The organism is Metabacillus sp. SLBN-84, assembly GCF_053629595.1.
The window spans coordinates 1053517-1079036 of sequence record NZ_JBRJIP010000001.1; the positions used below are offsets into that span (position 1 = coordinate 1053517).

28 protein-coding genes and 1 riboswitch are annotated in these 25520 nt (G+C 44.5%); of the genes, 15 read left to right on the plus strand and 13 right to left on the minus strand.

The window, feature by feature from the left end; translation table 11 throughout:
* Positions 1-38 precede the first annotated feature (38 nt).
* From rpsN to RKD52_RS05190, 5 genes are all read left to right on the plus strand, one after another.
* Complete coding sequence (rpsN, locus tag RKD52_RS05170; protein WP_454101146.1) at positions 39-308, plus strand: 30S ribosomal protein S14; 270 nt, start codon at positions 39-41, stop codon at positions 306-308.
* 186 nt (positions 309-494) lie between these two features.
* The gene (locus RKD52_RS05175; protein ID WP_454098918.1) at positions 495-977 is read left to right on the plus strand and encodes a DUF2975 domain-containing protein; all 483 of its coding nucleotides are present in this window, start codon (positions 495-497) and stop codon (positions 975-977) included.
* 10 nt (positions 978-987) lie between these two features.
* The gene (locus tag RKD52_RS05180) at positions 988-1206 is read left to right on the plus strand and encodes a helix-turn-helix domain-containing protein (RefSeq protein ID WP_029278815.1); all 219 of its coding nucleotides are present in this window, start codon (positions 988-990) and stop codon (positions 1204-1206) included.
* A complete protein-coding gene (locus RKD52_RS05185; RefSeq protein ID WP_454098919.1) occupies positions 1196-2038 on the plus strand; it encodes a DUF817 domain-containing protein in 843 nt (280 codons plus the stop codon). Before RKD52_RS05180 ends, RKD52_RS05185 begins: the two co-directional genes overlap by 11 nt.
* A gap of 380 nt (positions 2039-2418) precedes the next feature.
* Positions 2419-4200, plus strand: coding sequence for an acyltransferase family protein (locus RKD52_RS05190; protein WP_454098920.1), 1782 nt, complete (start codon positions 2419-2421; stop codon positions 4198-4200).
* Between the two features lie 92 nt (positions 4201-4292).
* Here the strand turns inward: RKD52_RS05190 and folE2 are convergent, their stop codons facing one another.
* Positions 4293-5195, minus strand: coding sequence for a GTP cyclohydrolase FolE2 (gene folE2, locus RKD52_RS05195; RefSeq protein WP_454098921.1), 903 nt, complete (start codon positions 5193-5195; stop codon positions 4293-4295).
* An 84-nt stretch (positions 5196-5279) separates the two neighbouring features.
* Positions 5280-6437, minus strand: coding sequence for an FAD-dependent oxidoreductase (locus RKD52_RS05200; RefSeq protein ID WP_454098922.1), 1158 nt, complete (start codon positions 6435-6437; stop codon positions 5280-5282).
* 155 nt (positions 6438-6592) lie between these two features.
* On the opposite strand from RKD52_RS05200, the gene RKD52_RS05205 reads away from it, so the two are divergent.
* Positions 6593-7600: a permease gene (locus RKD52_RS05205; RefSeq protein WP_454098923.1), complete on the plus strand. Its 1008-nt coding sequence runs from the start codon at positions 6593-6595 to the stop codon at positions 7598-7600.
* A 12-nt stretch (positions 7601-7612) separates the two neighbouring features.
* Positions 7613-8590: a TIGR03943 family putative permease subunit gene (locus RKD52_RS05210; protein ID WP_454098924.1), complete on the plus strand. Its 978-nt coding sequence runs from the start codon at positions 7613-7615 to the stop codon at positions 8588-8590.
* 33 nt (positions 8591-8623) lie between these two features.
* Here RKD52_RS05210 and RKD52_RS05215 read toward each other — a convergent pair whose 3' ends face one another.
* A complete protein-coding gene (locus tag RKD52_RS05215; protein ID WP_454098925.1) occupies positions 8624-9976 on the minus strand; it encodes a S8 family serine peptidase in 1353 nt (450 codons plus the stop codon).
* 251 nt (positions 9977-10227) lie between these two features.
* Positions 10228-10392, minus strand: coding sequence for a YtzI protein (gene ytzI, locus RKD52_RS05220; RefSeq protein WP_454098926.1), 165 nt, complete (start codon positions 10390-10392; stop codon positions 10228-10230).
* Between the two features lie 106 nt (positions 10393-10498).
* Between ytzI and RKD52_RS05225 the strand changes: the two genes are divergently transcribed.
* The 5 genes from RKD52_RS05225 (at position 10499) to RKD52_RS05245 (ending at position 13064) form a co-directional block, all read left to right on the plus strand.
* Positions 10499-10939 carry a Dps family protein gene (locus RKD52_RS05225; RefSeq protein WP_454098927.1) on the plus strand — a complete coding sequence of 147 codons (441 nt, stop codon included), beginning with the start codon at positions 10499-10501 and terminating at the stop codon, positions 10937-10939.
* A 127-nt stretch (positions 10940-11066) separates the two neighbouring features.
* Entirely contained in the window at positions 11067-11471 is a 405-nt protein-coding gene (locus tag RKD52_RS05230; RefSeq protein WP_454098928.1) for a phage holin family protein, read from the plus strand.
* A gap of 68 nt (positions 11472-11539) precedes the next feature.
* Positions 11540-11872, plus strand: a complete 333-nt coding sequence (locus RKD52_RS05235; protein ID WP_454098929.1) for a hydrolase — start codon at positions 11540-11542, stop codon at positions 11870-11872.
* A gap of 65 nt (positions 11873-11937) precedes the next feature.
* Positions 11938-12408, plus strand: a complete 471-nt coding sequence (gene ytkD, locus RKD52_RS05240) for an RNA deprotection pyrophosphohydrolase (RefSeq protein ID WP_454098930.1) — start codon at positions 11938-11940, stop codon at positions 12406-12408.
* Positions 12409-12512: 104 nt separating this feature from the next.
* On the plus strand, positions 12513-13064 hold the full coding sequence (locus RKD52_RS05245; RefSeq protein WP_454098931.1) for a hypothetical protein: 552 nt from the start codon (positions 12513-12515) through the stop codon (positions 13062-13064).
* A 36-nt stretch (positions 13065-13100) separates the two neighbouring features.
* Here RKD52_RS05245 and RKD52_RS05250 read toward each other — a convergent pair whose 3' ends face one another.
* From RKD52_RS05250 to RKD52_RS05265, 4 genes are all read right to left on the minus strand, one after another.
* A complete protein-coding gene (locus tag RKD52_RS05250; protein WP_454098932.1) occupies positions 13101-14063 on the minus strand; it encodes a S8 family peptidase in 963 nt (320 codons plus the stop codon).
* A gap of 522 nt (positions 14064-14585) precedes the next feature.
* A complete protein-coding gene (locus RKD52_RS05255; protein WP_454098933.1) occupies positions 14586-15392 on the minus strand; it encodes an ABC transporter permease in 807 nt (268 codons plus the stop codon).
* On the minus strand, positions 15379-16152 hold the full coding sequence (locus RKD52_RS05260; protein ID WP_454098934.1) for an ABC transporter ATP-binding protein: 774 nt from the start codon (positions 16150-16152) through the stop codon (positions 15379-15381). Before RKD52_RS05260 ends, RKD52_RS05255 begins: the two co-directional genes overlap by 14 nt.
* A gap of 12 nt (positions 16153-16164) precedes the next feature.
* A complete protein-coding gene (locus RKD52_RS05265) occupies positions 16165-17151 on the minus strand; it encodes an ABC transporter substrate-binding protein (protein ID WP_454098935.1) in 987 nt (328 codons plus the stop codon).
* A gap of 134 nt (positions 17152-17285) precedes the next feature.
* On the opposite strand from RKD52_RS05265, the gene RKD52_RS05270 reads away from it, so the two are divergent.
* Both RKD52_RS05270 and RKD52_RS05275 read left to right on the plus strand, forming a co-directional pair.
* Entirely contained in the window at positions 17286-18068 is a 783-nt protein-coding gene (locus RKD52_RS05270; RefSeq protein ID WP_454098936.1) for an alpha/beta hydrolase family protein, read from the plus strand.
* Between the two features lie 53 nt (positions 18069-18121).
* Entirely contained in the window at positions 18122-18364 is a 243-nt protein-coding gene (locus RKD52_RS05275) for a DUF2584 domain-containing protein (protein ID WP_029278853.1), read from the plus strand.
* 43 nt (positions 18365-18407) lie between these two features.
* On the opposite strand, the gene RKD52_RS05280 is transcribed toward RKD52_RS05275, so the two are convergent.
* The 5 genes from RKD52_RS05280 to pckA all read right to left on the minus strand — a co-directional run bounded on the left by RKD52_RS05280 (position 18408) and on the right by pckA (position 23667).
* A complete protein-coding gene (locus tag RKD52_RS05280) occupies positions 18408-19190 on the minus strand; it encodes an arylamine N-acetyltransferase family protein (protein ID WP_454098937.1) in 783 nt (260 codons plus the stop codon).
* A 12-nt stretch (positions 19191-19202) separates the two neighbouring features.
* Complete coding sequence (locus RKD52_RS05285; RefSeq protein WP_454098938.1) at positions 19203-19847, minus strand: FusB/FusC family EF-G-binding protein; 645 nt, start codon at positions 19845-19847, stop codon at positions 19203-19205.
* A gap of 125 nt (positions 19848-19972) precedes the next feature.
* Entirely contained in the window at positions 19973-20257 is a 285-nt protein-coding gene (locus RKD52_RS05290) for a CD3324 family protein (RefSeq protein WP_369734546.1), read from the minus strand.
* A gap of 277 nt (positions 20258-20534) precedes the next feature.
* Positions 20535-21722: a dicarboxylate/amino acid:cation symporter gene (locus RKD52_RS05295; protein WP_454101147.1), complete on the minus strand. Its 1188-nt coding sequence runs from the start codon at positions 21720-21722 to the stop codon at positions 20535-20537.
* 355 nt (positions 21723-22077) lie between these two features.
* Positions 22078-23667 (minus strand): phosphoenolpyruvate carboxykinase (ATP), encoded by a 1590-nt coding sequence (gene pckA / locus RKD52_RS05300; RefSeq protein WP_369734547.1) that lies wholly within the window; start codon positions 23665-23667, stop codon positions 22078-22080.
* Between the two features lie 305 nt (positions 23668-23972).
* Positions 23973-24123: riboswitch (SAM riboswitch) on the plus strand.
* A gap of 187 nt (positions 24124-24310) precedes the next feature.
* On the opposite strand from pckA, the gene metK reads away from it, so the two are divergent.
* Positions 24311-25513, plus strand: coding sequence for a methionine adenosyltransferase (gene metK / locus RKD52_RS05305; RefSeq protein WP_454098939.1), 1203 nt, complete (start codon positions 24311-24313; stop codon positions 25511-25513).
* The last annotated feature ends 7 nt before the right edge of the window (positions 25514-25520 follow it).

Sequence of the window (25520 nt, forward strand, 5' to 3'; positions counted from 1 at the left end):
AAATCGTAATAATTACGAAAAAGAAGGGTTGAATGGATATGGCCAAAAAGTCAAAAGTGGCAAAAGAAAAAAAGCGACAGGAGCTTGTTGAAAAATACCGGGAACTGCGTGCAGAATTAAAGCAAAACAGAGATATTGAAGCATTGCGCAGGCTGCCGCGTGATTCTTCCCCGACACGCCTGAAAAACCGCTGCGAGGTAACAGGGAGACCCAGAGGGTATTTGCGTAAATTTAAGCTCTCGAGAATTGCCTTCCGCGAGCTTGCGCATAAAGGACAGCTTCCCGGTGTGAAAAAATCAAGCTGGTAAGATAGAACTCTGCTAATAGGTGACTGAAGCATACCATTTGCCGTGGTATGCTTTTTATTTGTTTATGCCAAAAAAGATTGCATCTATTTTCAATAAAAGTACAACTTAAATAAATAAAAATTTATTGTAAAACAATAAATAACGTGGTACATTCTAATTGAAAATATATATGCGAGGTGTTTTTTAATGAAAAGGGGAACAACGCTCTTTTTAAAGGCAGCAATCATCCTGATTGGTCTTCCTGTCGTTGCTTTGTGCATCTTTTTAGTACCCGAAATTGGGAATTTTGCGGCAGAATTGTATCCTGAACAGACTTATCTCAAATATTTGGTCCTAATCGTTCTTTATGCGACGGCTGTTCCATTTTACTTTGCTCTTTATCAATCGTTTCACCTTTTAAATTTAATCGATAGAAACCAGGCTTTTTCGGATTATGCCGTCGAAGCTTTAAAGAAAATCAAATACTGCGCTTTTAGTTTCAGTGCCCTGTATGTGTTTGGTATGCCGATCTTTTACCTCATGGCGGAAAGGGACGATGCACCGGGCATCATTCTAATCGGAATGGTCATGATCTTTGCATCCTTTGTAGTTGCGGTCTTTGCTGCTGTCCTGCAGAAGCTGTTAAAAGAGGCGATTGATATCAAATCAGAAAATGATTTAACGGTCTGAGGTGAATAATATGGCGATTATTATAAATATTGATGTCATGCTGGCCAAAAGAAAAATGAGCGTAACAGAACTTTCTGAGAGAGTAGGGATTACAATGGCTAACCTTTCTATTTTAAAAAATGGCAAGGCAAAAGCTGTAAGGCTCTCCACTTTGGAGGGGATCTGCAAGGCGCTCGACTGTCAGCCGGGAGATATTCTGGAATACCGGAGTGACGAAGATGGCGAGTAAACAGGAGGTATTTCAAGCTCGGGAAAACTCACTTGGAGCCTTCATCTCAAGAGGAATCGCACAGCTCTTTCACTTTGGATGGCAACAGGCTCTGTCCTGTCTGTTTCCGGTTGTCATCTTTGCTTCCCTTGCTTTGACACAGGTTATCCCGCTTCCGTTTCTTCCAAGGTATGACTGGCTGCTTGTGATTTGTCTTGTCATGCAGTGGCTGATGCTGAGGTCAAGGCTTGAAACAAAGGATGAACTGAAAGTCATTACACTGTTTCATATCATCGGGCTTGCCCTTGAACTTTTCAAGGTGCATATGGGCTCCTGGTCATATCCTGAGGAAGGATATTCAAAGGTTTTTGGTGTTCCGCTATACAGCGGATTTATGTACGCAAGTGTAGCGAGCTACTTATGCCAGGCTTGGAGGCGTCTTGAAGTTGAGCTGATAAAATGGCCCTCGCTTTGGGCAGTCGTGCCGCTTGCAGCTGCCATCTATTTGAATTTTTTCACCCATCACTTCTGGATTGACGTTAGGTGGTGGCTGTCCGGACTGGTCATTCTTGTTTTCTGGCAGTCCTGGGTTTCTTATGAGGTGAACGGAACCAGGTACCGCATGCCGCTTGCTCTCTCTTTTGTTCTGATCGGCTTTTTCATATGGATTGCCGAGAATATTGCCACCTATTTTGGAGCCTGGAAGTATCCCAATCAAACGGAAGCATGGAGCCTTGTTCATTTAGGAAAGGTCAGTTCATGGCTGCTGCTTGTGATAGTCAGCTTTCTAATTGTGGCCGTGCTGAAGCAGATCAAGGGAGATTCCAGCGGAAAAGAAAAGAGTCATGCATAATGAGGAGAGGGTGCCTGCTTAGATTTAGTAGGCAGCCTTTTTTGTTGCGTTTAAATTAAACCGAATGCATGAACAGCACTTATACTTAATGGACGGGTGCTGTTTTGCCTGTAAAAAAACGTCATTTCATAGATCCTTTCACCCGATTTGTGTCAGTATGATTAAAAAACGTTATTCGTTGCGTAAAGATCATTGATTGTTTAAATTTCCTTCTGTTAAAATGGAACAATTAAAATATGAAATAACTTCTTGCAGTGGAAAAGGGAGGATAGAAGTCAGATTCACAGAAGCGAAAAATCAGAGAGTATCTGAATAAAAATAAAAGATACATAGAATAAGAACCAACTAGAGGTTTCAGCAGAATATTGGAGGAGTTAATCATGTTTCGCCAAACGGATAACCGCCGCTACATCCCTGCACTGGATGGACTTCGGGCAATTGCCGTCATGACGGTCATCGCCTATCATTTTCATCTTGGCTTTGCAAAGGGAGGATTTTTGGGGGTTGATGTTTTCTTTGTTTTATCGGGTTATTTAATCACATCTATGATCCTCCCTGAAAAAGGAGAAACGATGCAGCTGAACTTTGCTGCATTTTGGACAGGAAGGTTGAGACGGTTGCTTCCTGCCGCTTTCGTTATGATTACGGCAACGTTTGTATGGGTGATGTTTTTTGACAGAGAGCTTGTGGGCACACTTCGCGGTGATGCTGTTTCGTCCCTGTTCTACGTCAGCAACTGGTGGTACATTTTTAACGATCTTTCTTACTTTGATCAATTTGGATCGCCGTCACCTTTTAAAAACCTGTGGTCGCTTGCCATCGAAGAACAGTTTTATATCATTTGGCCAATCTTGCTTGCAGCCGGTCTGTTTGTCTTTAAAAAGCGGCTGAAACTGGCGGCTGTCATAACGGGTTTAGCTGTTTGCTCAGCGGTTCTGATGGCTGTTCTTTTTCAGGACGGTACAGATCCGAGCCGCGTATATTATGGAACCGATACGAGGGCATTTGAGCTTCTGACAGGCTGTGTCCTGGCTCTTGTATGGCCGATGAAGCGTTTGACTTCAGGCAGGGTACCGATTGGACATAAGGTATCGCTGAACGTTATCAGCTTCGCAGCTTTTGGAATTCTTCTTGCCTGTTTTCATTTTGTCACTGAATATCAGCCGTTTCTGTACAGAGGAGGAATGTTTTTAATCTGTCTGAACGCAGCCGTATTAATTGGAGCGGTGAGTCATCCGGTCAGCTATTTGGGGAAGATTCTCTCTTTTAAACCCCTGCGTTGGATCGGGACGCGGTCATACGGCATTTACCTGTGGCATTACCCTGTCATTGTGCTTGGCACGCCCGTTCATGAAATAGGAAATCCGGTGTACTGGAGAGTCGGGCTGCAGCTTCTGCTGATCCTGATCATCGCAGAGCTTTCATACCGGCTGATAGAAGTACCTGTAAGAAGAGAAGGCTTCAGGGGATTTATCAAGCTTACATGGACAGACTTTTCTCTATCAAGAAAAGCAGCGTCACTTGTCGTATCTGTTCTGTTTGTTTTCTTTGCGGCCGGAGCACTGGGGATGGTTGAAGGAGAGAAAAAAGAGATGCATTCTTCTCCTAAACAGGTCAAAATCAGTGATAAAGAGGAGAGATCGCAGAATAGCAGCCCTTCAGAAAAAGAGGAGCCAAAGACAGTGGACCCGTCTGATAAGGAAGTCCTTGCCATTGGTGATTCTGTTATGATTGATATAGCTCCAAAGCTTCAGGAAGAATATCCGGGCATTACAATAGATGCTGAGATTGGCAGGCAGATGCGCCAGGCGGTCAGCCTTGCTCCTGAATATGAAGAATATAATAAGCAGAATAAAGCGGTTGTCATTCATCTCGGAACCAATGGATACTTTCCGGAGAACCAGCTGCAGGAATTGCTCGATTCGTTCTCAGAAGCCGACGTCTATCTGGTGAACACCCGGGTGCCGAAGGAATGGGAAAGCAGTGTAAACCGTGTGCTTCAGGAAAAAGCGGAGCAAAACGAAAATGTTACATTGATTGACTGGTATGCAGAATCCATTGATCATCCCGAATATTTTGGAGACGACGGAGTGCATCTTGGAAAAACAGGTTCAGAGGCTTTGACTGATCTGATTGCCGAATCAGTCAATAAAGAAAAATAGAAGAGAAGGCTGTTCACTCCAACTGCGGGTGAACAGCCTTTTTTATATGTAAAAAAAGAGATGCCCATTATCAGGCATCTCAAGCTGCATATTTATTTCCGGTACGACAATTCTGCAATTGCATCATGCAGATGAATGGATTCTTCGTTTCGGCATTCGACGCGGAAAGCTGAAACAAAGTCAAGCTCGTAAAGGTCTGCTGCAACGAGGCGGACCATGTCTTCAACGAAGCGCGGATTTTCATAGGCTGTTTCGGTGACCATTTTTTCATCCGGGCGTTTAAGGACAGGATGAATCATGGCGCTTGCGTTTGTTTCCGCTGCTGCGAGCAGCGCCTCTTTCCAGTCGAGCTCCTCGTTATAGCCTTCTGCAAATTCTACTTCCATTGTAATGAATCCGCGCTGATTATGGGCGCTGTACTCACTGATTTCCTTCGAACACGGGCAGAGTGTTGTCACTGCACAGGTAAGTTTTGCACTGGATGTAAAGCCTTTGCCTTCTTCATAGCGGATTTTCATGCCGGCAGTGGCGTGGTTTAAACCGGCCAGCTCCGAGCTTGGTCCTTTCCGCTCGTAAAACCACGGGAATGTCACGTCAATTTCAGCATCTTTCTGTTTCAATCGTTCAGCAAGCTCTTTTGTAAAGTCATAGAGCTCATTGATGGACATGGTGAAACCGCCGTTTAAGCGGTACTTTTCAAGCTGTTCTGTGAAACGGCTCATGTTTGTTCCTTTTGCTTCATATGAGATGGATGACGTCATTTTAAATGCGGCCACTGTCGTTTGCTGCTCGGGTGACAGCGAAGAATGAATCACAACGGGATATTTTACATTACTGATGCCGACAGCATTTATATGAAATAGGAAATCTTTTTTTGAATTTTGCAGGTCCGGCATTTTGTCCTTTTCAACCGGTTTTGTTTTGATGCCTGGTTCTACTGACCCAAATAATCTGTGTCTCTCTTTTTTAGGCGGTAACTGTAATTCTCTGTTCATAGATGATCTCCTCTCGAGTGCCTCAATACTAGAGAGTATACTGTACAATGAAAGATTACGGCAATGAAAAATGCTCAATAGTGGTTAAAGGCCGGATAAAATCAATTCTGCAGCCTGCCGGGCACCTGAAATATTCCGTGCAATCGGTCCTACCTGCAGTTCTGCGAGAGCACCTGTTACATACAGTCCCTGGTCCCACTTCAGATGCTCATTGACAATTGGGTATCCGCAGTCTGCGCATGTTAATTTCTCACGTTCTATTACGGGATTTATCCACTCTTTTCCAGGTAGTGAAGGCATAAATCCGGTTGCCAGAATGACTGAACCCGCCTGAATGAGACAGCCGTCTTTTCCGTGGAGGGTAAGTGTCTTCCCGTCTGCAGCCGCCTGTTCAACTTCAAAGTCTTTCCATTCAAGCATGCCGCGCTTTTTTAAATGATGGAGTTTCATCTGCAGATCCCTGGTGATGGAGCCGCGGTGCCTTGCTGACTTTATGTGATTGCGTCTGCTTGTGTAGTCGGTGTTCATTCTGAATGTACGCTGGTTTTTCGGTCCGAGCCACCCGGGATCACTGTCGAAGAGTTTCACTCTGAAGGGATGTCGCTTCAGCATCGTCACTTCTCCCGGATAAAGCCCTGCAAGCTTATTTGATAAATGGGCTGCCGTCATGCCGCCGCCAATGACGGCTACAGGACCGGGCAGATTATCAAGATCCAGATCCTTATCAAAAACATGATAGATATGGTCAAAATTCTTCTTTGCTGCTTCAGCCCACTCTGGCCAATGGGGCTGTTCTCCGATTCCTATGGCAAGGACCACATTTTCAGAAGTCAGAGTCTTTCCATCTGAAAGAGTAACCTCCCAATGCTCACCTGTTTTTTTCAGCGTGTTTGTACGGCCCTGAATCCAGCAGCTTTCAAGATTCAATTCCCGGTAAATGTGATCACAGTGTTCTTTAAATAATTCAAGGGAAGGTCTTTTGAATCTGCCATAGAAACCTTGATATCCCTTCTGTTTTGAAAAGCGTTCGAGTCCAAAGGGATTCATTTCAATATGGTGAACAGAAGGGGACCGTAAATATGGCATTGATATCGCTTCTGTACAGTTTTTCCAGTTTTCAAGAGGCTTTGAATGGGGATCAATCACTTTCAATTTCTCCGCTCTGGTTTTCTTTCCTTGGAGAAGAAAAGCAGCCATTGTCATTCCCTGGACTCCGCCTCCGATAATGATCCATTCGTACATAATCCCACTCCTAAAACGTAATAGTTACGATTTAATCAGTTTACCTAATCCCAACGAATTTTACAATAGGAGGGATTTGTCATGAAATTGCATAATTTATGGACTGGCCCCGTATGCTATAATGCTAGGAGAAATAATAGGATTGGAGATTAGAGATGAAAAAACCGGCGTTTTCTATTGTGAAGGAGTCTCTTGCTCTTGCATTAATAGGGTTGTTTATTTATCTTTTTATATTCATAGATTTCGGAAGCTTCGAGATTGATGCACCTAAATCGTTCTTAAACTTAAACACGATTTTCCTGAGCATTGTGCTTGAAGCCATTCCCTTTATTCTGCTCGGGGTATTCGTTTCTGCTTTGATTCAGTCATTTGTATCGGAAGAGATGATTCAAAAATACCTTCCTAAAAATGCTGTTATTGCCCTGTTTCCTGCAGCACTGCTGGGCATTATTTTTCCTGTCTGCGAGTGTGCCATTGTTCCGATTGTGAGACGGTTGATTAAAAAAGGTATGCCTCTTCATATCGGAATTGTATTCCTGGTTTCTGCTCCGATCCTAAATCCGGTCGTGTTCGCATCTACATACTATGCTTTTCAGTCATCAAAAGAAATTGTGTACGGCCGCATGGGACTTGCCTTTATCGTCGCCATCCTTGTCGGTCTCGCGGTCTATCTGATTTTTAAAAACCGCGATCAGCTGAAATGGACAAGAGAGGAGCTTGTGGGAAGAACCGCTCCTTCAGAGCCTGTCAAAGGGGTAAGCAAATGGAAAGAAACCTTGTTCCATGCAAGCGATGAGTTTTTTGAAATGGGGAAATACCTCATTCTTGGTGCGTTCATTGCAAGTGTCTTCCAGACGTTCCTTGACCGCTCTCTGCTGACGGATCTTGGATCGAGTGAATTCCTGTCTCCGGCTATCATGATGGCATTTGCCTACATTCTTTCGCTTTGTTCGGAAGCAGATGCGTTTGTCGCTGCCTCTTTCGGCGGGACATTTACGGCAGGCTCCCTGCTTGCATTCCTGGTTTATGGACCAATGATCGATTTGAAAAATACAATCATGCTGTTCGCGTTCTTCAGAGCGAAATTTGTTTTTGCTTTTATTGCGATTGTAACAGCAGCTGTCTATCTATCCGTGCTGGTTTATCAGCAGGTCATCCTGTAAGGAGGAAAACCGATGGAAAAGGAAAGAGATTACCGTTTTCACTTATATTTGCGCGGCATTATCCTGATGGGTTTTACGATGCTTCTTTTTAAACTCATCGTCACTGGGGACATCCGGAATTTCATTGCACCCCGGATGCTTCCTTTTATCTATTTTGCTGTTGTCACGTTTTTAATTCTCGGCGTTGTTCAAATCTGGAGAAGCGGCAGCAAAAAAACAGAAGAGCTTTACTGCAACTGCGGTTTTGATCATTCAGGAAAAAGCTCGCCAGTTCAGTCGCTTGTTATTTACTCGTTCTTTATTTTTCCGGTTGTAACAGGGTTTGTTTTCCCTGACACGGTTCTTGACAGCTCAATTGCTGCAAAGCGCGGCTTTAAAAACGGCCTGGCCCAGTCTCAGGAGCAGCAGGCCGGATCAGAAGAAAACGCTCAGATGGATGAAGATCTTGCTGATCTGTACTTGCAGGATCCGGATGAGTATATGAAGCAGCTTGAGGAACGTGTAGAGGAAAAATCGCAGTCTCCTGCATCAAGTCCGGACGCACCTCTTGAGCATCCGGACGGATTCGAGATTCAGGCGCCGCCTGAAGGGTATTACGAAGAGCTGGAAGCAGACATGCTGAAAATGGACAAAATCGTCCTGACAGAAAAAAACTATATCGCCATGACCAATATATTGGATAAAAACCCTCAGAAGTTTGAAGGCAAAGAAGTGGAAATGCACGGATTTGTATACAGGGAAGAGGGATTTGAAGAAGACCAGTTTGTTGTCGCGAGGTTTGGCTTATCATGCTGTGTGGCAGATGCTTCTGTGTATGGGACTCTTGCTTCCATCGAAGACGGGGAAACATACGAACAGGATGAATGGGTAAAAGTAAGCGGGAAACTAAAGAGTGTGAAGTTTAAAGACTGGACGCTGCCTAGTGTCGAAATTCAGTCAATCAAGAAGATCGAGCAGCCGAAAGAACCTTATGTCTATGAAGAATATTAAAAAGCGGGGCAGCTGCCCCGCTTTTTTTTGTGATTATTTTAAAGCGTTAACGGCATTAATTAAACCGTGTCCTGCTTCACCGTCATATCCGTTTTTGAAAAGATCTGCAGAAGAAGATTGGACGATGTGTTTTACTTGGGAAGGAGAAAGTTTGTCCTTTCCATGCTGGGCGATAATGACGCCTGCAAGTGCTGCGGCTTTTGGAGCAGCCATGGATGTGCCTGCTTTGTATCCATATCCTCCGTTCAGAGTTGTAGCTAAGCACAGATACGAATTGTCTCGGCCAGCGCCTGTTGCAGGATCATAATTTGGTCCTAAATCACCGCCGGGAGCGATTACATCAATTTTACCTACACCATAATTCGAGTAAAAAGCAAGGTTTTTAAGCTGTCCGCCTGCAGAAACGCGAATCATGCTCTGGCTGCTCGGACTTCTGTGTGTAGCGCCATTGTCATCGCCCGATAGTTTTCCAGGGCTGCTGATGTCAAGGGCATTATTTCCGGCAGATCCGACAACCGTTACACCCTTTTTGATTGCGTATTGAATGGCTCTGTTGAACAGTCTTACGTCAGCTACAGTGTCCTTTGTTGCATATTCAGGGTTTTGGAACCAGTCGTAACCGCCAAGAGACATGTTGACAACATCCACATTGTCATCCGCAGCCGTCATAAGCGCTTCTGCGATATGCGCTGTTTCAGCTCCTCCTGTAGGACCGAATACGCGGTAAGCCGCTACTTTCAAGTCAGGACCGACACCCATTGTGCGGCCTTTTGCTGCAATTGATCCGGCAACATGAGTTCCGTGGCTGTTCTGGTCCATGGCATCGGGATAGCCCGGCACGAACGATTTCCCGTAAGCATAGTTATTTTTTAAATCCGGGTGGTTGTAATCAATGCCTGTGTCGATGACCCCAACTACAATGTCATTGCCGTCAACGGATTTTCCTGTTCCGCCTGGAAGGGTCCATGATTCGCCATTGTTGGTTACTTGTTTAATGTCCCATTGCAGGGATTCATATAAATCTGCTGCTTGTGTATTTGCTTCAGGTGTAAAGGCTGCTTCAACAGCCGGTGATTCCGGGTAAAGCTTTTTTTGGACACCTGCATCCTGCACGCTGGAGGATTTTTTAATGGCTGTCAGAAAGTCCGGATTAGCAGAAGAAACTTCTACGGCACCAACCTTCTCAAGCTTGTCGCTTACTTTTCCTCCTGCTTTTTCAATCAGCTCCTGATAGCCGGATGGTAGAGAGTTTTCATTTTTGAAAACCACCAGATAGCTTTTTTCCGGAGCCTGGGCAGAACCTGTCGCAGCAGCCCCTCCAAATACTGCAGAAGCACAAAGTGCAGTACTTAACACTCCTGCCATAAATCCTTTTTTCAATGTCATGTATGTATCCCCCTTTATTTTCTTAATTTTCATTATAGTATAAAAACTAAATCGTTTTTCTTTATTGTTCGAGTGGTTTCGACAGGTTTTTGCTGTGCTATCTGTCTATTGGTATGAGAAATGATAATATCTTACAATAATTAGATAGTAAGAACGGATATTTCTCTCCTGGCAAAAGAGTGATGATAAATGGTGACTAAAAAAAGTGTCGAAAGTATAGTCCTAAATACACAAAAAGACGCCTTTGTGTGTCAGGCGTCTTTATCGTTAGTAATATGTTCTTTTTCTTGTGGTTTTTCCTCTTTTTGAAGAGGATCAATCGTGTGCTCATATTTATATGCTTTAGATGTTGTGAGTACACTCAGAAGAAGAACGATTAGAATAATGAGAATGCAGATCGCAAAAATTACATACATGCTGGTCCCCCCTGTATGTCCACATTGTATCAGATTTTCATGTCTTTTTTGTTTTATTTTTTGTGATTGTGGGTAACGTAAGAATAGATTTAAGGAGGAGATTCATATGTCTGAAAAACTAATTCAAACCGTCAACAAACAAGTGGCAAACTGGACTGTGCTTTATGAAAAATTACATAACTATCACTGGTATGTAAAGGGCCAGAACTTCTTCACCCTTCATGAAAAATTTGAAGAGCTCTACAATGAAGCACACATCCACATCGACGAACTTGCAGAGCGTCTGCTTGCACTTGAGGGAGCGCCGGTTGCAACGCTCAGAGAATGTCTGGAGCTGTCCACCATCAGCGAAGCAGAAGGCAAGGAGACCGCAGAGCAGATGGTTCAATCCACTTTCGATGATTTCACAAAAGTGGCCGAAGAGCTGAAAGAAGGCATGGAGCTTGCCGATGAAGTAGGCGATGAAACGACAGGCGATATGCTGCTGGCTATCCATCAAAGCCTTGAAAAGCATAATTGGATGCTTAAATCATTCTTAGGAAAATAAGGCTGCCGAATGGCAGTCTTTTTTCGTGCAGTCCATTTTTCTTCTGATAGGATAGATGCTAGAACAAGTAGATGAAATAAGCATAAGATATAGGGATTTTATTTTTCATGAAAGGATGGCATAGAAGATGTCTCGTCCAGAAATGGGCCTGCTTATGCTGACTTCTGTCTACTTTTCGGTTTTGACATTTATTATCGGAGAACTGCATGAAATTTTTCTGATCCTGCTTGCACTGATGGCCTTGGAACTGATCACCTTTCTGCTTGCAGATGTCATGAACAGCAATGGAAACCTTCTGAAGAACGCAGCCTCCCGATTTGGGGCAAAAGTGATTATCATAGCAGTCGTTGCTGTCGCCAACCTCATTGATCTCATTCTTAACACAAGCTATCTTCTCCGGGACGGCACGATCTGCTTCTATATCGTGTTTGAAGCTCTCAGAATCCTTCGCAATGCCCATTACGTCAAGCTTCCTGTACCGCAGTTTCTTATACGGATTCTTGAGTTTATTGAACAGCTGCTTAAAAGGTAGCCCCGAATAAATTGTCCGCTGTTGGGAAAAAAATAAAAAATGGACAAGTAAAGGGGTGGCTTTAACAAATGCCTGATACAAAACAAACGTATTATGTAACGGTGGCAAACGGAGAAATATCAAGACTCAGCACACAAGCGCCGTGGGACTATAAAATAGAAGCGACAGAGGAAGAAATTACGTCGCTCAGAGAATATTTTGACCAGGTGTATTCTTCTGACTGGCAGGGGTTTTTCAGGGCGCATGTGCCATACCTTGAATATCATTATGACAGGCAGAACGATGCAATTGACCAGACCAACATAAAGATTTTTGAAATGATTTATGAACTCGGAGACGAAGAGGCAAAGGAACATATCAATTCTCAGGGGATATTAAAAAAGATTGAAGAACAACAATAGGTCTTATACAATTTCATTCATTGTGATAAGATTTTTATGGACACATAGAAATTGAGGGATTGGAAATGTTTCGATTTAAAGATTATTATCACAATGAAGTGCATTTATCGTTTGAAGAACATCCATTTTCAGAAAAACCGAAACACGTCTGGGTGATCTGCCGGTATGGAAACCGCTGGCTGCTCACCATACACAGGGACCGCGGCTATGAATTTCCCGGAGGAAAAGTTGAAAAGGGTGAAAACCCCTCAGATGCCGCTCTAAGAGAGGTAAAAGAAGAAACGGGAGCAAGTGTTTCTAAGCTGCATTATGTCGGGCAATACAAAGTGCTTGGAAAAGAAAAAACAATCATTAAAAACATTTATTATGCAGAAATCGACGAGATCATCCCGCAGGCTGACTACCTTGAAACAGAAGGCCCCATTCTTTTTGAAACACTGCCGACGGACATCGGAAGAAACCGCAGATTCAGTTTTATTATGAAAGATGACGTCCTGCTGAAAAGCATGGAACGAGTATTAGAGCGCTTTATGTAAAATCCCGGTTCAGAGGAAGCCGGGATTTTTTTTGTAAAAAAACCCTTTCGCTCTTGGAAAATATAGTAATATAAAGAGAGTGTGCTACGGAAAGGAGGACTACAATGACCCACAGTGAACCAAGATACATATGGATTGCCGTTGCTTTGCTGCTTGCCGTTTCAAGCTTTTTTGTTATATTAATCGTTCCGCAGACGGTGCATAATGTTCTTTTTCATACTCCGAATACAGCCATTATCCAAACACCGAGACTTGTGCTTTATATGTACGGCATCTCAATTGCGGTGCTGGCCCTTGCCTGTTTTTTGATGTACCTGAACCAAAAGAAGCTCTGGAAAGCGGCGCTGCCTCTTGCTGTACTCGGACTGATCGGACTTGGTCTTGGAACGGACCATTATAAAGTCGTTACCTATGACGAGATAAAATTCAGCGATGCATGGACGTTTGCAGAAACAAGCTACAAATGGTCTGACGTAAAGGAAATTATTACGGAAGATTCGGAAGATCAAGCTGTCAATTGGCAAGTGAAGCTGTTTTTTAAGGATGGAAATGAACTTGTATTTTTAAGAGACAAACGGTTCAACAGCAATCATTCGAATTTTTATGCGGCTGCGAAAATGCATGGAGTGCCTTACAAGGGAATAAATGACAAATAAGACTTCCCCCTTTGGAGGAAGCCTTTTGTTTTATCTTTATACGCCGATTGCAAGATTTTCTTTTTTTAGATAATCAGCAAGAAGGTCCGGTGCGCTCAGATAAATGAGGCCGTTGCCTTCCAGGCTTTTTGGGAACCCAAGCGGGATGGTCCGCTTCATGAGCTGGGCGTAAATTTCCGGCTCTGACATTTTTCGTTCAAACTCGCTTTCAGAGAGAGGCTTCAGCAGTGCCAGAGCTCCCGACACATGAGGTGCCGCCATGGAAGTGCCGCTGAAAATTGCGTATTTGCCGCCGGGGACTGTCGAGACAATTTTTTCACCGGGTGCAACGGCATCTATTTCATTGTTGGAATTTGTAAAGTAGGATGACTTTCTCTGCAGGCTAACAGCTCCTACTGAGATGACTTCATTATAGCAGCCGGGATAGGAGAATTCGGACGTTTTGCTGTTGCCGTCTCCTTCATTGCCTGCTGCACAGACTACCAGGATTTGATTTTGAACGGCTTTTTGAACCATTTCATGAAGCTCAGGCACATCAGATGGTCCTCCAAGAGACATGGAGATGATGTCTGCTTTTTCTGAAATGGCATAATCGATTGCGCTGATAATCCATTCATAGGCGCCTGATCCTTCCTCGCCGCCCAGAGCTTTGAGAATAAGCAATTTAGCTTCAGGTGCAACGCCGACAACGCCCGAATCAGGGTTAACTGCTGCAATTGTTCCGGCAACATGAGTTCCGTGTCCGTTGTAGTCAGTGAAGTTTTCTGGATCGCCATTGTCATCATCGGTAAAATTGCGGCCGCCGATCACTCTGCCCTCAAGATCAGGATGCTGGGCGTCGCATCCGGTATCAATCACTGCAACGACTACGTCCTTTCCCTTAAACCCCTTACTCCAAATCGACGGGGCCTGAATCAGATTTACGCCTTCCGGAATCTGCTGAATATCTACGAGCTGGTCTTCAACTTGGTACGGGATTAATCGAACAGATTTTTCCATAAGAACCCCTCCTAATTGTTTCTCGCAAACTAGTAACCGGCAAATGAGCAGAGAGTAATCAGAACTTTCTGTTAAATTCTATCATTTTCCAAAAACTCATGCAAATGCCAAATAGACTAGAAAGAATATAGGATTCATGAGTGGGGCGGGAGGTGGCAAAGCGAGGATGGTGCCCTATAAATCGGCTGGCGTGGAATAGGGGGTATTAGAAAGCGAAAATAGTGCCCTATAATTCGGCTGCTGCAAAATAGAGGGTGCCAAAAAGCGAAAATGGCGCACTATAAATCAGCCGGCGCAGAATAGGGGGCACTAAAAAGGTAAAATGGTGCCCTATAAATCAGCTGGCGCAAAATAGAGGGTACTAAAAAGCGAAAATAGTATCTCATAGATCGGCTGGCGCAAAATAGAGGGTACCAATAAGCGAAAATGGTACCCTGTAAATCAGCCGGCACAAAATATAGGGCACGAGAAAGTGAAAATGAAAAGCTGTACAAAAAAATACAGCTGCCCGCGCAGCTGCATTTATTCTCTGTCTTTCACAAGCCTTCTCTCAAGCAGCTCCACCGCCTGATACATAATCGTGGCAAAGCACGCGATGATGATGAGAGATAGGAGAACGAGGGTAAAGTTAAAGACCTGAAAGCCGTAAATGATCATGTAGCCCAGTCCTTTTGCGGATACGAGAAATTCTCCGACGATGACGCCTACCCAGGATAAGCCGACGTTGACTTTTAACGTCGAAATAATGGTTGGGAAGGAAGAGGGAAGAACGGCTTCTTTGAACATCTGCCATTTTTTTGCGCCGAATGTCTGCAGGACCTTCAGGTAGTTGGCATCAATTTCCTTGAATGCCGTGTAGACAACGATGGTTGTGATAATGATGGAGATGATGGCCCCCATTGCAATGATGGAAAAATAGCCGGGACCGAGTGCCACGATCAGGATGGGGCCAAGTGCTACTTTAGGCATGGCGTTCAAGATGACAAGGTAGGGATCAAGGATATTCGACAATCGTTTTGACCACCAGAGAATGGCGGCAAGAATGGTGCCCGCAAGTGTGCCGAGGATAAAGCCGAGCACGGTTTCAAACAAAGTGACGCTCAAGTTCGCAGCAAGAGAGCCATCTGCTGTTTTTTCCAAAAACAAGCTCCAGATCTTCGAGGGGTAGCTGAAGAGAAGAGGATCAATCCATTCTCTCTTTCCCGCAAGCTCCCATAATGAAAAGAAAGAAACGAATATTAGAAGCTGGTAGAACCTTATCCAGTTCTTCTCTTTTTTTAGCCCTTTTAAATACGAGAGATGCAGCTGCTGCAGTTCATCCTTTTTCATCGAGAAGGTCCAGCTCCTTCCATATGTGCTGAAAGAGATCATTGAAGGAAGGGTGCTGCCTTGCCTGAAATGGCTCCAGCTTCTTTAGTTCTTCCGGGATGTCAAACGTTTTGGCCACTCTCCCGGGCTTTGACGAGAGAAGAAAGATGCGGTCGCTCATGGCGATGGCTTCCCCGATATCATGTGTTACAAGCAGTGCCGTTTTCCCGTAATCTTTCAGTGTGCTCCAGACAAGGTCTTCCAATTTAAGTTTCGTCTGATAATCAAGAGCCGAGAATGGTTCGTCGAGCATCAGAAGCTTCGGATCGGTGGTAAGCGTTCTGACAAGTGCCGCCCTCTGTCTCATCCCGCCTGAAAGCTGACGCGGATAGCTCTTCTCCACGTTTTCGAGGCCCATTTCAGCAAGTAGGTCAAGCCCTTTAATCCTTGCCTCCGGTGTCAGCTTTCCTCCAATTTTCAATCCTAGAAGAATATTCTCTTCGATGGTCTTCCAGGGAAAAAGATAATCCTGCTGAAGCATATAGCCGATGGATGAGGAGAACCGGTTAATAGGTTTTCCTTCCATCAGCACCTTTCCTTTTGTCGGAGAAATCAGTCCTGCTATGATGGACAGCAGCGTGGTTTTGCCGCAGCCGCTCGGGCCAAGGAAAGAAATGAATTCTCCTTCTTCAATTTCAAGGTCTATGTTCTCTAATGCAAGAGTTGCGGATTCTTTAGTGAAGTAGATGTGATGGATATGCTGGACCGTTAAGAAAGACATGCTGAAACCTCCTTACTTTGCGGCATCTTCAGCAAACTTTGTATTAACAAGCTCGGCGTGATCAATCCGCGCAGGAAGTTCGCCGGCTTCTTCCATGATGTCCTGAAGATTCGTCCATTCTGCTTCATCAAGGATCGGGTCTGTGGCAAATGATCCTTGAGCTTTATAGCGTTCAACCACAGTCGTGATCAGGTCGAGATCTGTATCTTTAAATTGAGGGGCAATGGACTTTGCGATTGTTTCCGCACTACTTTCTTCCACCCATTGCTGCGCTTTATAAATCGCTTTTGTGAATTTTTCAGCCGCTTCTTTATCGTCTTTCAGGAAGCTTTGTTTTGCCATAAAGGTCGTATATGGGACTTTGCCGGATTCCTCGCCGAACGATGCCACAATATGTCCGGTACCCTCTTTTTCAAAAATACTGGCTGTCGGTTCAAAGAGCTGGACGAAGTCGCCTGTGCCTGATGCGAACGCACTAGGTATATTAGCAAAATCGATATTCTGAATCAGTTCCAAATCCGCCTTCGGATCAATTCCCTGCTGTTTCAGGACAAATTCGCCAACCATCTGCGGCATGCCGCCTTTGCGCTGGCCCAGGAACGTTGTGTCTTTCAGCTGATCCCAGCTGAAATTGTCTATTTTCTCGCGTGATACAAGGAAGGTTCCGTCTGTCTGCGTGAGCTGTGCAAAGTTGATCACAGGATCCTTTGAGCCCTGGGCAGAAACATAAATGGATGTTTCAGAGCCGACAAGTGCGATATCAGCACCATCAGAGAGCAGGGCCGTCATCGTCTTGTCACCGCCCCACGTTGTCGTCAGTTCTACATCAAGACCTTCTTCTTCAAAAAATCCTTCAGACATCGCTGCATAAAGAGGAGCATAGAAAATGGAATGGGTGACTTCAGCGAGTCTGATTTTTTCCGGCTTGCTTTGATTGCACGCGCTCATTGTAAAGACGAGCAGAGCAAGCAGACAAAAGCCAATCAGCTTTTTTTTCATACATAATCCTCCTTGGTGACAGACACCATTAAAAATAGGTAAAATAAGTTTTCAGTAATGTAACGCCTGAAATAGTGTATGAATGCAGCGAAAATGTGTGAATGCCTATTATCGTTTTGTGAGGTGAAGGGAAGATGGAAAACGGATCGATTATTGAACGCCAGGTAATGCCGTCTCCCAATCCTGCTGTCAGACTGGAAATCGTCACCTATCTGTCTGAAGGCCTGAAGGTGAAGGGACTGCTCGCAGAACCTGTGCAGGAGGGAGTATTTGACGGTTTTCTGTATTTGCGCGGCGGCATTAAGAATGTCGGCAAAGTCAGACCCGGACGGATCGTGCAGTTTGCCTCTGAAGGGTTTGTCGTCATGGCCCCTTTCTACCGGGGAAATCAGGGAGGAGAAGGGAATGAGGATTTTGCAGGAGAAGACAGATATGATGCCCTGCATGCTTTAACGCTTCTAAAAAATCATTCGAAGGTTATCCACGGTCGGATTCACGTGTTCGGTTTTTCCAGAGGAGGCGTCATGGCGCTGTTTGCAGGACTGCTTGACCGGGATGTGAAATCGGTTGTGACATGGGGCGGTGTTTCGGATATGACGCTGACCTACGAAGAAAGAGAAGACATGAGGAGAATGATGAAGCGGGTGATAGGAGGGACTCCGTCCAAATATCCGGAACGGTATCACTGGAGAACCCCTCTTTATGACCTTGAAGACTGGCATGCGCCAATCTTGATCATCCACGGGATGCATGATCAGAATGTGTCCGTTCAGCATGCTCATTTATTGGAGAACAGGCTTTTGGAACTCGGAATAAAAGCAGAAACGATGTACTTTGAGGAGTATACGCACTATTTTCCCCCGGCTGTAAACAGAAAAGTCGTGAGGGACCTTACAGCATGGATGAAAAAGCAGTAAAACCGGGAACGATTATGATAAAATAAGGCTATATATGAAGAGGAGTGATGAGGATGGGTATGCCTTTAGAGCTGAACACAATGATCGTGACCAAAGGAAGAGAGAGCAGGCTGGAAGAGAATCTTTTTTCGCTTGAAAAAGAGGGTTATCGCATTTATCCGCTAGAAATACCTGTTGAGGTCAGAAAAACAAAAGACGGCGATGTCAGCGGACAGGCTCTGATCAAAAAACTTGAACTAGCTGATTCAAAAACCATCCTGACGTATCAGCTGATCGCGCTGAAGTCGACAAATTAAAGCGTCTGAAATGACGTCTGCATACAAAAAGCTGCTGAGCACATCAGCAGCTTTTATCATTTAGCTGAAAAAGGGTTTTCGCCAATTGAGCAAACTCTTCTTGCTGTATCGCTGTCTTTTCAGCCCGTCCGTTGATCGTACGGGTGAGTGAGGTGTCGGTCAGTGTGACCGTGCCGCTGTCTGTTATTTTTACGGCCAAAGGCTTTTTGTTAAAAGGGGAGAATTCAGAATGAGAGATAACATCCTGTATTTCATCTAATTCTGACTCCTTCATTTCTCTTGAGTCAAATACATATCCTTTTTTCCAATCTGTATCCCTGCCTGAAAGCTTCATCTCAAGCAGATATTCTCCTGAAAACCCCGAAACCTCAGCCGCGCGGAACTCCCCATTGCGGGAGCTGATGACCTCTCCGTTCAGAGGAACAGGTTTCAACGGAAGATTTCCTCCAAACCCGGTATCAATCAGATAGTACCTGCTGTCGTGGTCAAGAAGGATGGCGGTATGTGTTCTTCCTGTCCGGCTGAAGCAGTTGTTATGGTGGTCATAGACCATTCCCCTGACCAACTTTACGTTCAAATGGTTTTCCAGCAGAAAATGATAGAGGAGGGGGTTCAGCTCATAGCAGAGCCCGCCTTCATTCAAAGCCAGCATTTTTTCCGTCAGGTTTTCTTTAGTGACGGGCTTTGTCTGTCCGGTGAGCACACGAAAATTTTCAAAAGGAAAAGCTGAGGCCGTCCGCTCAAGCAGGTCATCAAGCTGTTCAAATGAAATGGTGCTGCCGGCGGATAAACCCAGTCTGTTTCTGAACGCCTGATTAAGCTCCATGGAATCCCTCCTTTATATGGTTTTCATCCAATCAAGAAAGTCATGCAGTTTGTCCACTGAAGTCAGATTCTCGTTGCATGTTTTGGCATCTTTGCAAATATAGTTTCCTTTTTTAACGTACGTTCCCTGCTCTGACCCTTTCAGCTCTACTGTGAAAAGTCCTGTCTCGGCGAATTTGCTGCAGATTGCACAGATGCCTTTCTGGTAACTGCTGCTGAAGGTGCCGCTGAGTCCGGTCCATTTTTCTCCGGCTTCCGCTATCATAAAGTATTTTCCCGTTCCTTTGTCGTGCCAGCCGATATAGGATACTTCGTTTAGTTCCAGCTCTTGTGCAAAAGAGGGAAGCTTTAATTTTTTTGCTTTCGGGAAAAGTTTTTTGACAGACTGCTCCGTTAACGGCCTGAAAGGAATGGTGTATGGACGCAGTTTGGCCAGATATGCATCAATGTCCAGCGTGTCTTGCACATCTGAAACAGGAGAAATAAGGTCTCTCTGTTCAGAAGAAAGTTCTTTGAAAACAGCTATAGACCTTTCTGCCGCAAGTGATTTTAGTGCGTCTAAGACATGGCGGTCATTAGCCGAGCTGTGCCCGTTCACAAGAATCTGTGCCTGTGCCTTTATGTGGTTGTACTGGTCGCTTCTGATAAAAGGTTCCATTTTTTGATTCACTCCGCTTCTAAGCAGCCGGCTGAACCGGCTTTCTTTTATTATATGCACGATTCGTCCGTTTTTAAATGGATGGAACAAATAGAAGGAAACTCGGCATAAAAAGAGGGATGATCTTATTGATCATCCGCTGCTGCTTTTCGTTTATAGACAATTTTTTTTATAGTTTCAGTGGAAAGGAAATATTCCTGTGCAAGCTCCTGGATGGTGCTCCCGCTGCGGAAGGATGTACGGATGCTGTCATTTCTTTCATCTATCCATTTTCTGCTGCCGGAACAGCTTCCCCATTTTTGGCGGCTCGATTCAGGCCTTGGTATATAGATAGACTCTCCCTGAATATACTGCTGAATTTCAGTAATCAGTCTGTCAGGAAGAACCTCATTTGCGTTAACATATTTCATTTCTGCCAGCTCCTTATTTTTAATTGAGAAATAAGGGCAAAGCCTGGCATTAATGGCGATGCGGAATGTTAGGCACGAATTGCCTTACTCGTGATTTGCCCCATGCAAAGGATCGCCTTATTAATACTGGGCTTTGCATGAGTTGCTGCAGTATCCGGCAAATGGAATAAGTCTGCCAAAGTGATCACCTCCTTAACTGCCTTTTTTATACAATACTATCATACGGCGGGGAAAAAGAAAAAACGTTTGGCTGCACCTGCGGCCAAACGTTTTTCTTTTAAACAGCTATTTTCGATTCGTTCATTTTTTGTTCTTTCTTTGTGCTGAACTTGTTTACAAGCATCGTAAGTGCACCGTCACCAGTTACATTTGTTGCTGTTCCAAGGCTGTCCTGAGCAAGATACAGCGCAATCATGAGTGATACCATTGTCGGATCAAAGCCGAGCATCGTTTTCAGCAGGCCGATTGCTGCCATGACCGCTCCGCCGGGTACACCCGGTGCTGCAACCATTGTGATGCCGAGCATTAGGATAAACGGAATCATCATTTCAACAGTCGGGTCTGTGCCGTTCATCATCATAACGCCCATCGCACAGCAGACAAGTGTAATGGTGCTTCCTGAAAGGTGAACCGTTGCAAGCAGCGGCACGCTGAAATCGGCTACTTTAGCCTGAACGCCTGTTTTCTTCACTTGACCAAGCGTGACTGGAATAGTCGCTGCCGATGACTGTGTTCCAAGCGCTGTGAAATAAGCTGGCGACATGATTTTTAAAAGTTTGAAAGGATTGTTTTTCGTCAGCAATCCGCTCGTGCTGTATTGCAGCAGAAGCATTGTGAGATGCAAAGCAATAATCAGGATAAAGACTTTTGCAAAAACAGACAGAATGGACTGAACCTGTCCGCCGAATGTCATGTTGGCAAAGATTCCGAATATGTGAAACGGAAGAAGCGGAATGATGGCCTTTTTGATTAATTTTTCCACGATTTTCTGGAAGTCTTCAAATGCATGCTGCAGTGTGTTTCCTTTAATCGATGCAAGGCCGATTCCGATGATAAACGCGAAAAGTAGGGCGCTCATTACTTCCATCACAGGCGGCATGCCGATTTCAAAAAATGGTTTCTGAAGGAACTCTTCAGGGTTGTCTGTTTGGACGAGTTTATTTTCTGAGATAAAGGACGGCAGGATAAAGGATGCTGCCGCAAAAGCGAGTAAACCTGCAATAATGGTGGAGAGGTAGGCAAAGCCTGTTGTCATACCAAGCAGCTTTCCTGCGCCTTTTCCGAGCTGTCCGATACCTGGAGCGATAAAGCCAATAATAATAAATGGAATGGCAAAATTAATAAAGTTGCCGAAAATCCCGTTAAAAGTAGCAAAGCCTTTTACCAGCCATTCGGGAGAAATGCTTCCGATCATGACACCTAATGCGATGGCCAGTACAATTTTCGGCAATAATCCAAGCTTGATTTTCATTGATGTGTCCTCCTGAAAGATACATTTGTACATGAGTTATAGAAACTACTTTAGCACAGGCGGACTGAAATTTGTATAAAAAACGAGAATTTTATTTTATTAATATATGGAAATGAAGGAGAAGAAACACAAAAAATCTGTGCCGCAGTAGAGGGCACAGATTTTTTATTGTTAACCAGGAAATTATAAAGAATAAAAGGCTGTGGATAACATAACAAAGTTATCATCGGCAAGCGGAAGCGCCTAGATCCTCTGTCAGAACAAATCCGTCAAAAAAGTCAAAACCGGACTTTTTTGACGGATTCTTATCTGCCTATCGGATCTGACCAAGGCGCTTGCGCTTTTGTTCTTAGACTGTAGGTCCGCCAAGCGCTTCAATCTCAGCTGAAACGTTCTTGAACTTTTTGAAGTTTTGTTTGAATTGTTCCGCAAGCTCCTGCGCCTTTGCGTTGTAGGCTTCCGTGCTGTCCCATGTCTTCACCGGCTGGAGCACTTCATCAGGCACTCCCGGTACATGAATTGGAATTTGCAGGCCGAAGTTTGCATCGGTTACTGTCTCAACGCTGTCAAGCTCACCTTCAAGTGCAGACTGAACCATTGCACGCGTATACTTAAGCTTCATACGCTGACCTGTACCGTACTCTCCGCCGGTCCATCCCGTGTTTACAAGGAACACATTGGCACCGTGCTCATCGATTTTGCGTCCGAGCATTTCGGCATAGACTGTTGCCGGAAGCGGAAGGAATGGTGAGCCGAAGCATGTTGAGAACGTAGCCTGCGGTGATGTAATGCCGCGCTCTGTTCCGGCAAGCTTGCTTGTATAGCCGCTAAGGAAATGGTACATAGCCTGTTCTTTCGTCAGTTTGCTGATTGGAGGCAGAACTCCGAATGCATCAGCTGTCAAAAAGACGATTGTATGAGGATGTCCGGCAATGCTCGGCATCACAATATTGTCCATTGCTTCAAGCGGATAAGCTGCTCTTGTATTTTCAGTGAAGAATGTATCATCATAATCTGCCGCTCTTGTATCGTCATCTAGGACCACATTTTCCAAAACAGATCCAAATCGGATCGCATCAAAGATTTGCGGTTCTTTTTCTCTTGTGAGGTTGATGCACTTGGCATAACAGCCTCCTTCGATATTAAAAACACCCGCATTTGACCAGCCGTGCTCGTCATCGCCGATCAATTTGCGTTTCGGATCTGCAGAAAGCGTTGTCTTTCCTGTTCCTGAAAGTCCGAAGAACAGGGCGACATCACCTTCCTGGCCGACGTTAGCCGAGCAGTGCATCGGCAGAATGCCGCTCTCAGGCAGAAGGTAGTTCATAACAGAAAAAATGGATTTCTTCATTTCGCCGGCATATTCCGTACCGCCGATTAAAATCGTTCTCTTTTCAAAAGAGACAATAATGAATGTTTCGGAATTTGTTCCATCAACAGCAGGGTCTGCTTTGAAATTCGGTGCAGAAACGATTGTAAATGGATTTGTATGCTGAACCAGCTCATCTGGACTTCCAGGCTGGATAAAAAGCTGCTGGGCAAATAAATTATGCCATGCAAACTCGTTTACAACCTGAATCGGAAGCCGGTATTTCGTATCGGCGCCGGCGAATCCTTTGAAAACAAAGAGCTCATTGCGGTCTTTTAAGTATGATAGGACTTTTAAGTATAGCTTTTCAAATGCTGCTTCTGAGAAAGGCTGATTCACAGAACCCCATTCAATTTTGTCTTCTGTGGATTTTTCGTTTACAATGAATTTATCCTTAGGTGAGCGGCCTGTATATGTGCCTGTAGTTGCACGTACGGCTCCCGTTGATGTCAAAACGCCTTCTTTTCGCTCCAGAACCTTTTCAACAAGAACTGGAACCGATAAGTTATGAAATGCATTTTCCCCATTAAGTAACACTTCAAGCTCGTTTGTGATTTCGATTGAATTCATCCCATACCCATCCTTTACCTATATTTCGGAATTTTATCTATAGTTTCATCCTGCTCTTGTTAATTAGTATAACACATTAAAATAAATAGTCTATACTATTTAACTTATTCTACGTGAAAATTCACGAAATGGAACAAATACCGCTCTGTTTTCCTCGAAAATGAGACATATATAATAGAAGTGTTTCGTCCCCACCTTTTTGTGGAACAGAAGAAAGAAGAGTAAAAAAAAGGAACATAAAAACCTTGTCATTTTTTGTTGACACCTGTATAAAAAGTGCGCTATCATATGACCTTGAACGGATTCTCTTATCCCGAGCTGGTGGAGGGACAGGCCCTGTGAAACCCAGCAACCTGCTTTACCGGAAAAATTCATTTCAGATCAGAATGCCCTGAGTGAATTTGAAAAGCAAAGGTGCTAACCTGATGCAAGGCGAAAGCCCTTGATCGATAAGAGCGAAAGGCTGCGAATTCAGTAAATAACCTTTCCTCGCGGGAAAGGATTTTTTATTTTTCAATGATATTTTGCCTGAATGTACTCGTGGATTCTCCTAAAACATGCCAACTGAAATATTTTGCCGAATGGTCAAAATATGAAAGGGAATGAGTTCCGTATCATCTACCTTTTGAGGAGGAAAACTTTAATGACTAAACAACGTCGTCTGTTTACTTCAGAGTCAGTAACTGAAGGTCATCCTGATAAAATCTGCGACCAGATCTCTGATTCGATTCTCGATGCAATTCTTGAAAAAGATGCAAATGCCCGTGTAGCGTGCGAAACATCTGTAACAACAGGTCTTGTGCTTGTTGCCGGTGAAATCACAACTTCTACTTATGTAGACATTCCTAAAATTGTCCGTGAAACAGTTAAGGAAATTGGCTACACTCGTGCAAAATACGGTTTCGATGCTGAAACTTGTGCAGTACTTACTTCCATCGACGAGCAGTCAGCTGATATCGCCATGGGTGTTGACCAGGCGCTTGAAGCCCGCGAAGGAAAAATGACTGACGAGCAAATCGATGCAATTGGTGCAGGTGACCAGGGTCTTATGTTCGGATATGCGAACAATGAAACAAAAGAGCTTATGCCTCTTCCAATTTCACTGGCTCACAAGCTTTCCCGCCGCCTGACTGAAGTGCGTAAAGAAGACATTCTTCCTTACCTTCGTCCGGATGGAAAAACTCAGGTAACGGTTGAATACGATGAAAATGACAAGCCTGTGCGCATTGACACAATTGTTATTTCAACTCAGCATCACCCTGAAATCTCACTTGAGCAAATTCAGCGCAATGTAAAAGAGCATGTTATTAATCCGGTTGTTCCGAAGGAATTAATCGACGAAGATACAAAATATTTCATCAACCCGACTGGACGCTTTGTTATCGGCGGACCTCAAGGGGATGCCGGTCTGACTGGCCGTAAGATCATCGTTGACACTTACGGAGGCTACGCACGCCACGGAGGCGGCGCATTCTCAGGCAAGGATCCTACAAAAGTTGACCGCTCAGCAGCATATGCAGCGCGCTACGTTGCTAAAAACATTGTAGCTGCAGGTCTTGCTGACAAGTGTGAAGTTCAGCTTGCATACGCAATTGGTGTTGCACAGCCGGTTTCTATTGCAATTGACACATTTGAAACAGGTAAAGTGAAAGAAGATGTGCTGGTAGACGTTGTGCGCGAGAACTTCGACCTTCGTCCAGCAGGCATCATCAATATGCTGAACCTTCGCCGTCCAATTTACAAACAAACGGCTGCTTACGGTCACTTCGGCCGCAACGATCTTGACCTTCCATGGGAAAGAACGGACAAAGCAGAGGCTCTTAAAGAGCAAGCGTTAAACCGATAAGATTTCA

Coding starts and splice junctions, on each gene's coding strand:
- metK (WP_454098939.1), top strand. CDS start 24,311: ATGACTAAACAACGTCGTCTGTTTACTTCAGAGTCAGTAACTGAAGGT.
- RKD52_RS05180 (WP_029278815.1), top strand. CDS start 988: ATGGCGATTATTATAAATATTGATGTCATGCTGGCCAAAAGAAAAATG.
- RKD52_RS05255 (WP_454098933.1), bottom strand. CDS start 15,392: ATGAAAAAGGATGAACTGCAGCAGCTGCATCTCTCGTATTTAAAAGGG.
- RKD52_RS05280 (WP_454098937.1), bottom strand. CDS start 19,190: ATGGAGCTTAATCAGGCGTTCAGAAACAGACTGGGTTTATCCGCCGGC.
- RKD52_RS05175 (WP_454098918.1), top strand. CDS start 495: ATGAAAAGGGGAACAACGCTCTTTTTAAAGGCAGCAATCATCCTGATT.
- RKD52_RS05275 (WP_029278853.1), top strand. CDS start 18,122: ATGGGTATGCCTTTAGAGCTGAACACAATGATCGTGACCAAAGGAAGA.
- pckA (WP_369734547.1), bottom strand. CDS start 23,667: ATGAATTCAATCGAAATCACAAACGAGCTTGAAGTGTTACTTAATGGG.
- RKD52_RS05230 (WP_454098928.1), top strand. CDS start 11,067: ATGTCTCGTCCAGAAATGGGCCTGCTTATGCTGACTTCTGTCTACTTT.
- RKD52_RS05225 (WP_454098927.1), top strand. CDS start 10,499: ATGTCTGAAAAACTAATTCAAACCGTCAACAAACAAGTGGCAAACTGG.
- RKD52_RS05185 (WP_454098919.1), top strand. CDS start 1,196: ATGGCGAGTAAACAGGAGGTATTTCAAGCTCGGGAAAACTCACTTGGA.
- ytkD (WP_454098930.1), top strand. CDS start 11,938: ATGTTTCGATTTAAAGATTATTATCACAATGAAGTGCATTTATCGTTT.
- RKD52_RS05235 (WP_454098929.1), top strand. CDS start 11,540: ATGCCTGATACAAAACAAACGTATTATGTAACGGTGGCAAACGGAGAA.
- RKD52_RS05285 (WP_454098938.1), bottom strand. CDS start 19,847: ATGGAACCTTTTATCAGAAGCGACCAGTACAACCACATAAAGGCACAG.
- RKD52_RS05265 (WP_454098935.1), bottom strand. CDS start 17,151: ATGAAAAAAAAGCTGATTGGCTTTTGTCTGCTTGCTCTGCTCGTCTTT.
- RKD52_RS05210 (WP_454098924.1), top strand. CDS start 7,613: ATGGAAAAGGAAAGAGATTACCGTTTTCACTTATATTTGCGCGGCATT.
- ytzI (WP_454098926.1), bottom strand. CDS start 10,392: ATGTATGTAATTTTTGCGATCTGCATTCTCATTATTCTAATCGTTCTT.
- RKD52_RS05245 (WP_454098931.1), top strand. CDS start 12,513: ATGACCCACAGTGAACCAAGATACATATGGATTGCCGTTGCTTTGCTG.
- folE2 (WP_454098921.1), bottom strand. CDS start 5,195: ATGAACAGAGAATTACAGTTACCGCCTAAAAAAGAGAGACACAGATTA.
- RKD52_RS05270 (WP_454098936.1), top strand. CDS start 17,286: ATGGAAAACGGATCGATTATTGAACGCCAGGTAATGCCGTCTCCCAAT.
- RKD52_RS05260 (WP_454098934.1), bottom strand. CDS start 16,152: ATGTCTTTCTTAACGGTCCAGCATATCCATCACATCTACTTCACTAAA.
- RKD52_RS05250 (WP_454098932.1), bottom strand. CDS start 14,063: ATGGAAAAATCTGTTCGATTAATCCCGTACCAAGTTGAAGACCAGCTC.
- RKD52_RS05200 (WP_454098922.1), bottom strand. CDS start 6,437: ATGTACGAATGGATCATTATCGGAGGCGGAGTCCAGGGAATGACAATG.
- RKD52_RS05290 (WP_369734546.1), bottom strand. CDS start 20,257: ATGAAATATGTTAACGCAAATGAGGTTCTTCCTGACAGACTGATTACT.
- RKD52_RS05205 (WP_454098923.1), top strand. CDS start 6,593: ATGAAAAAACCGGCGTTTTCTATTGTGAAGGAGTCTCTTGCTCTTGCA.
- RKD52_RS05215 (WP_454098925.1), bottom strand. CDS start 9,976: ATGACATTGAAAAAAGGATTTATGGCAGGAGTGTTAAGTACTGCACTT.
- rpsN (WP_454101146.1), top strand. CDS start 39: ATGGCCAAAAAGTCAAAAGTGGCAAAAGAAAAAAAGCGACAGGAGCTT.
- RKD52_RS05190 (WP_454098920.1), top strand. CDS start 2,419: ATGTTTCGCCAAACGGATAACCGCCGCTACATCCCTGCACTGGATGGA.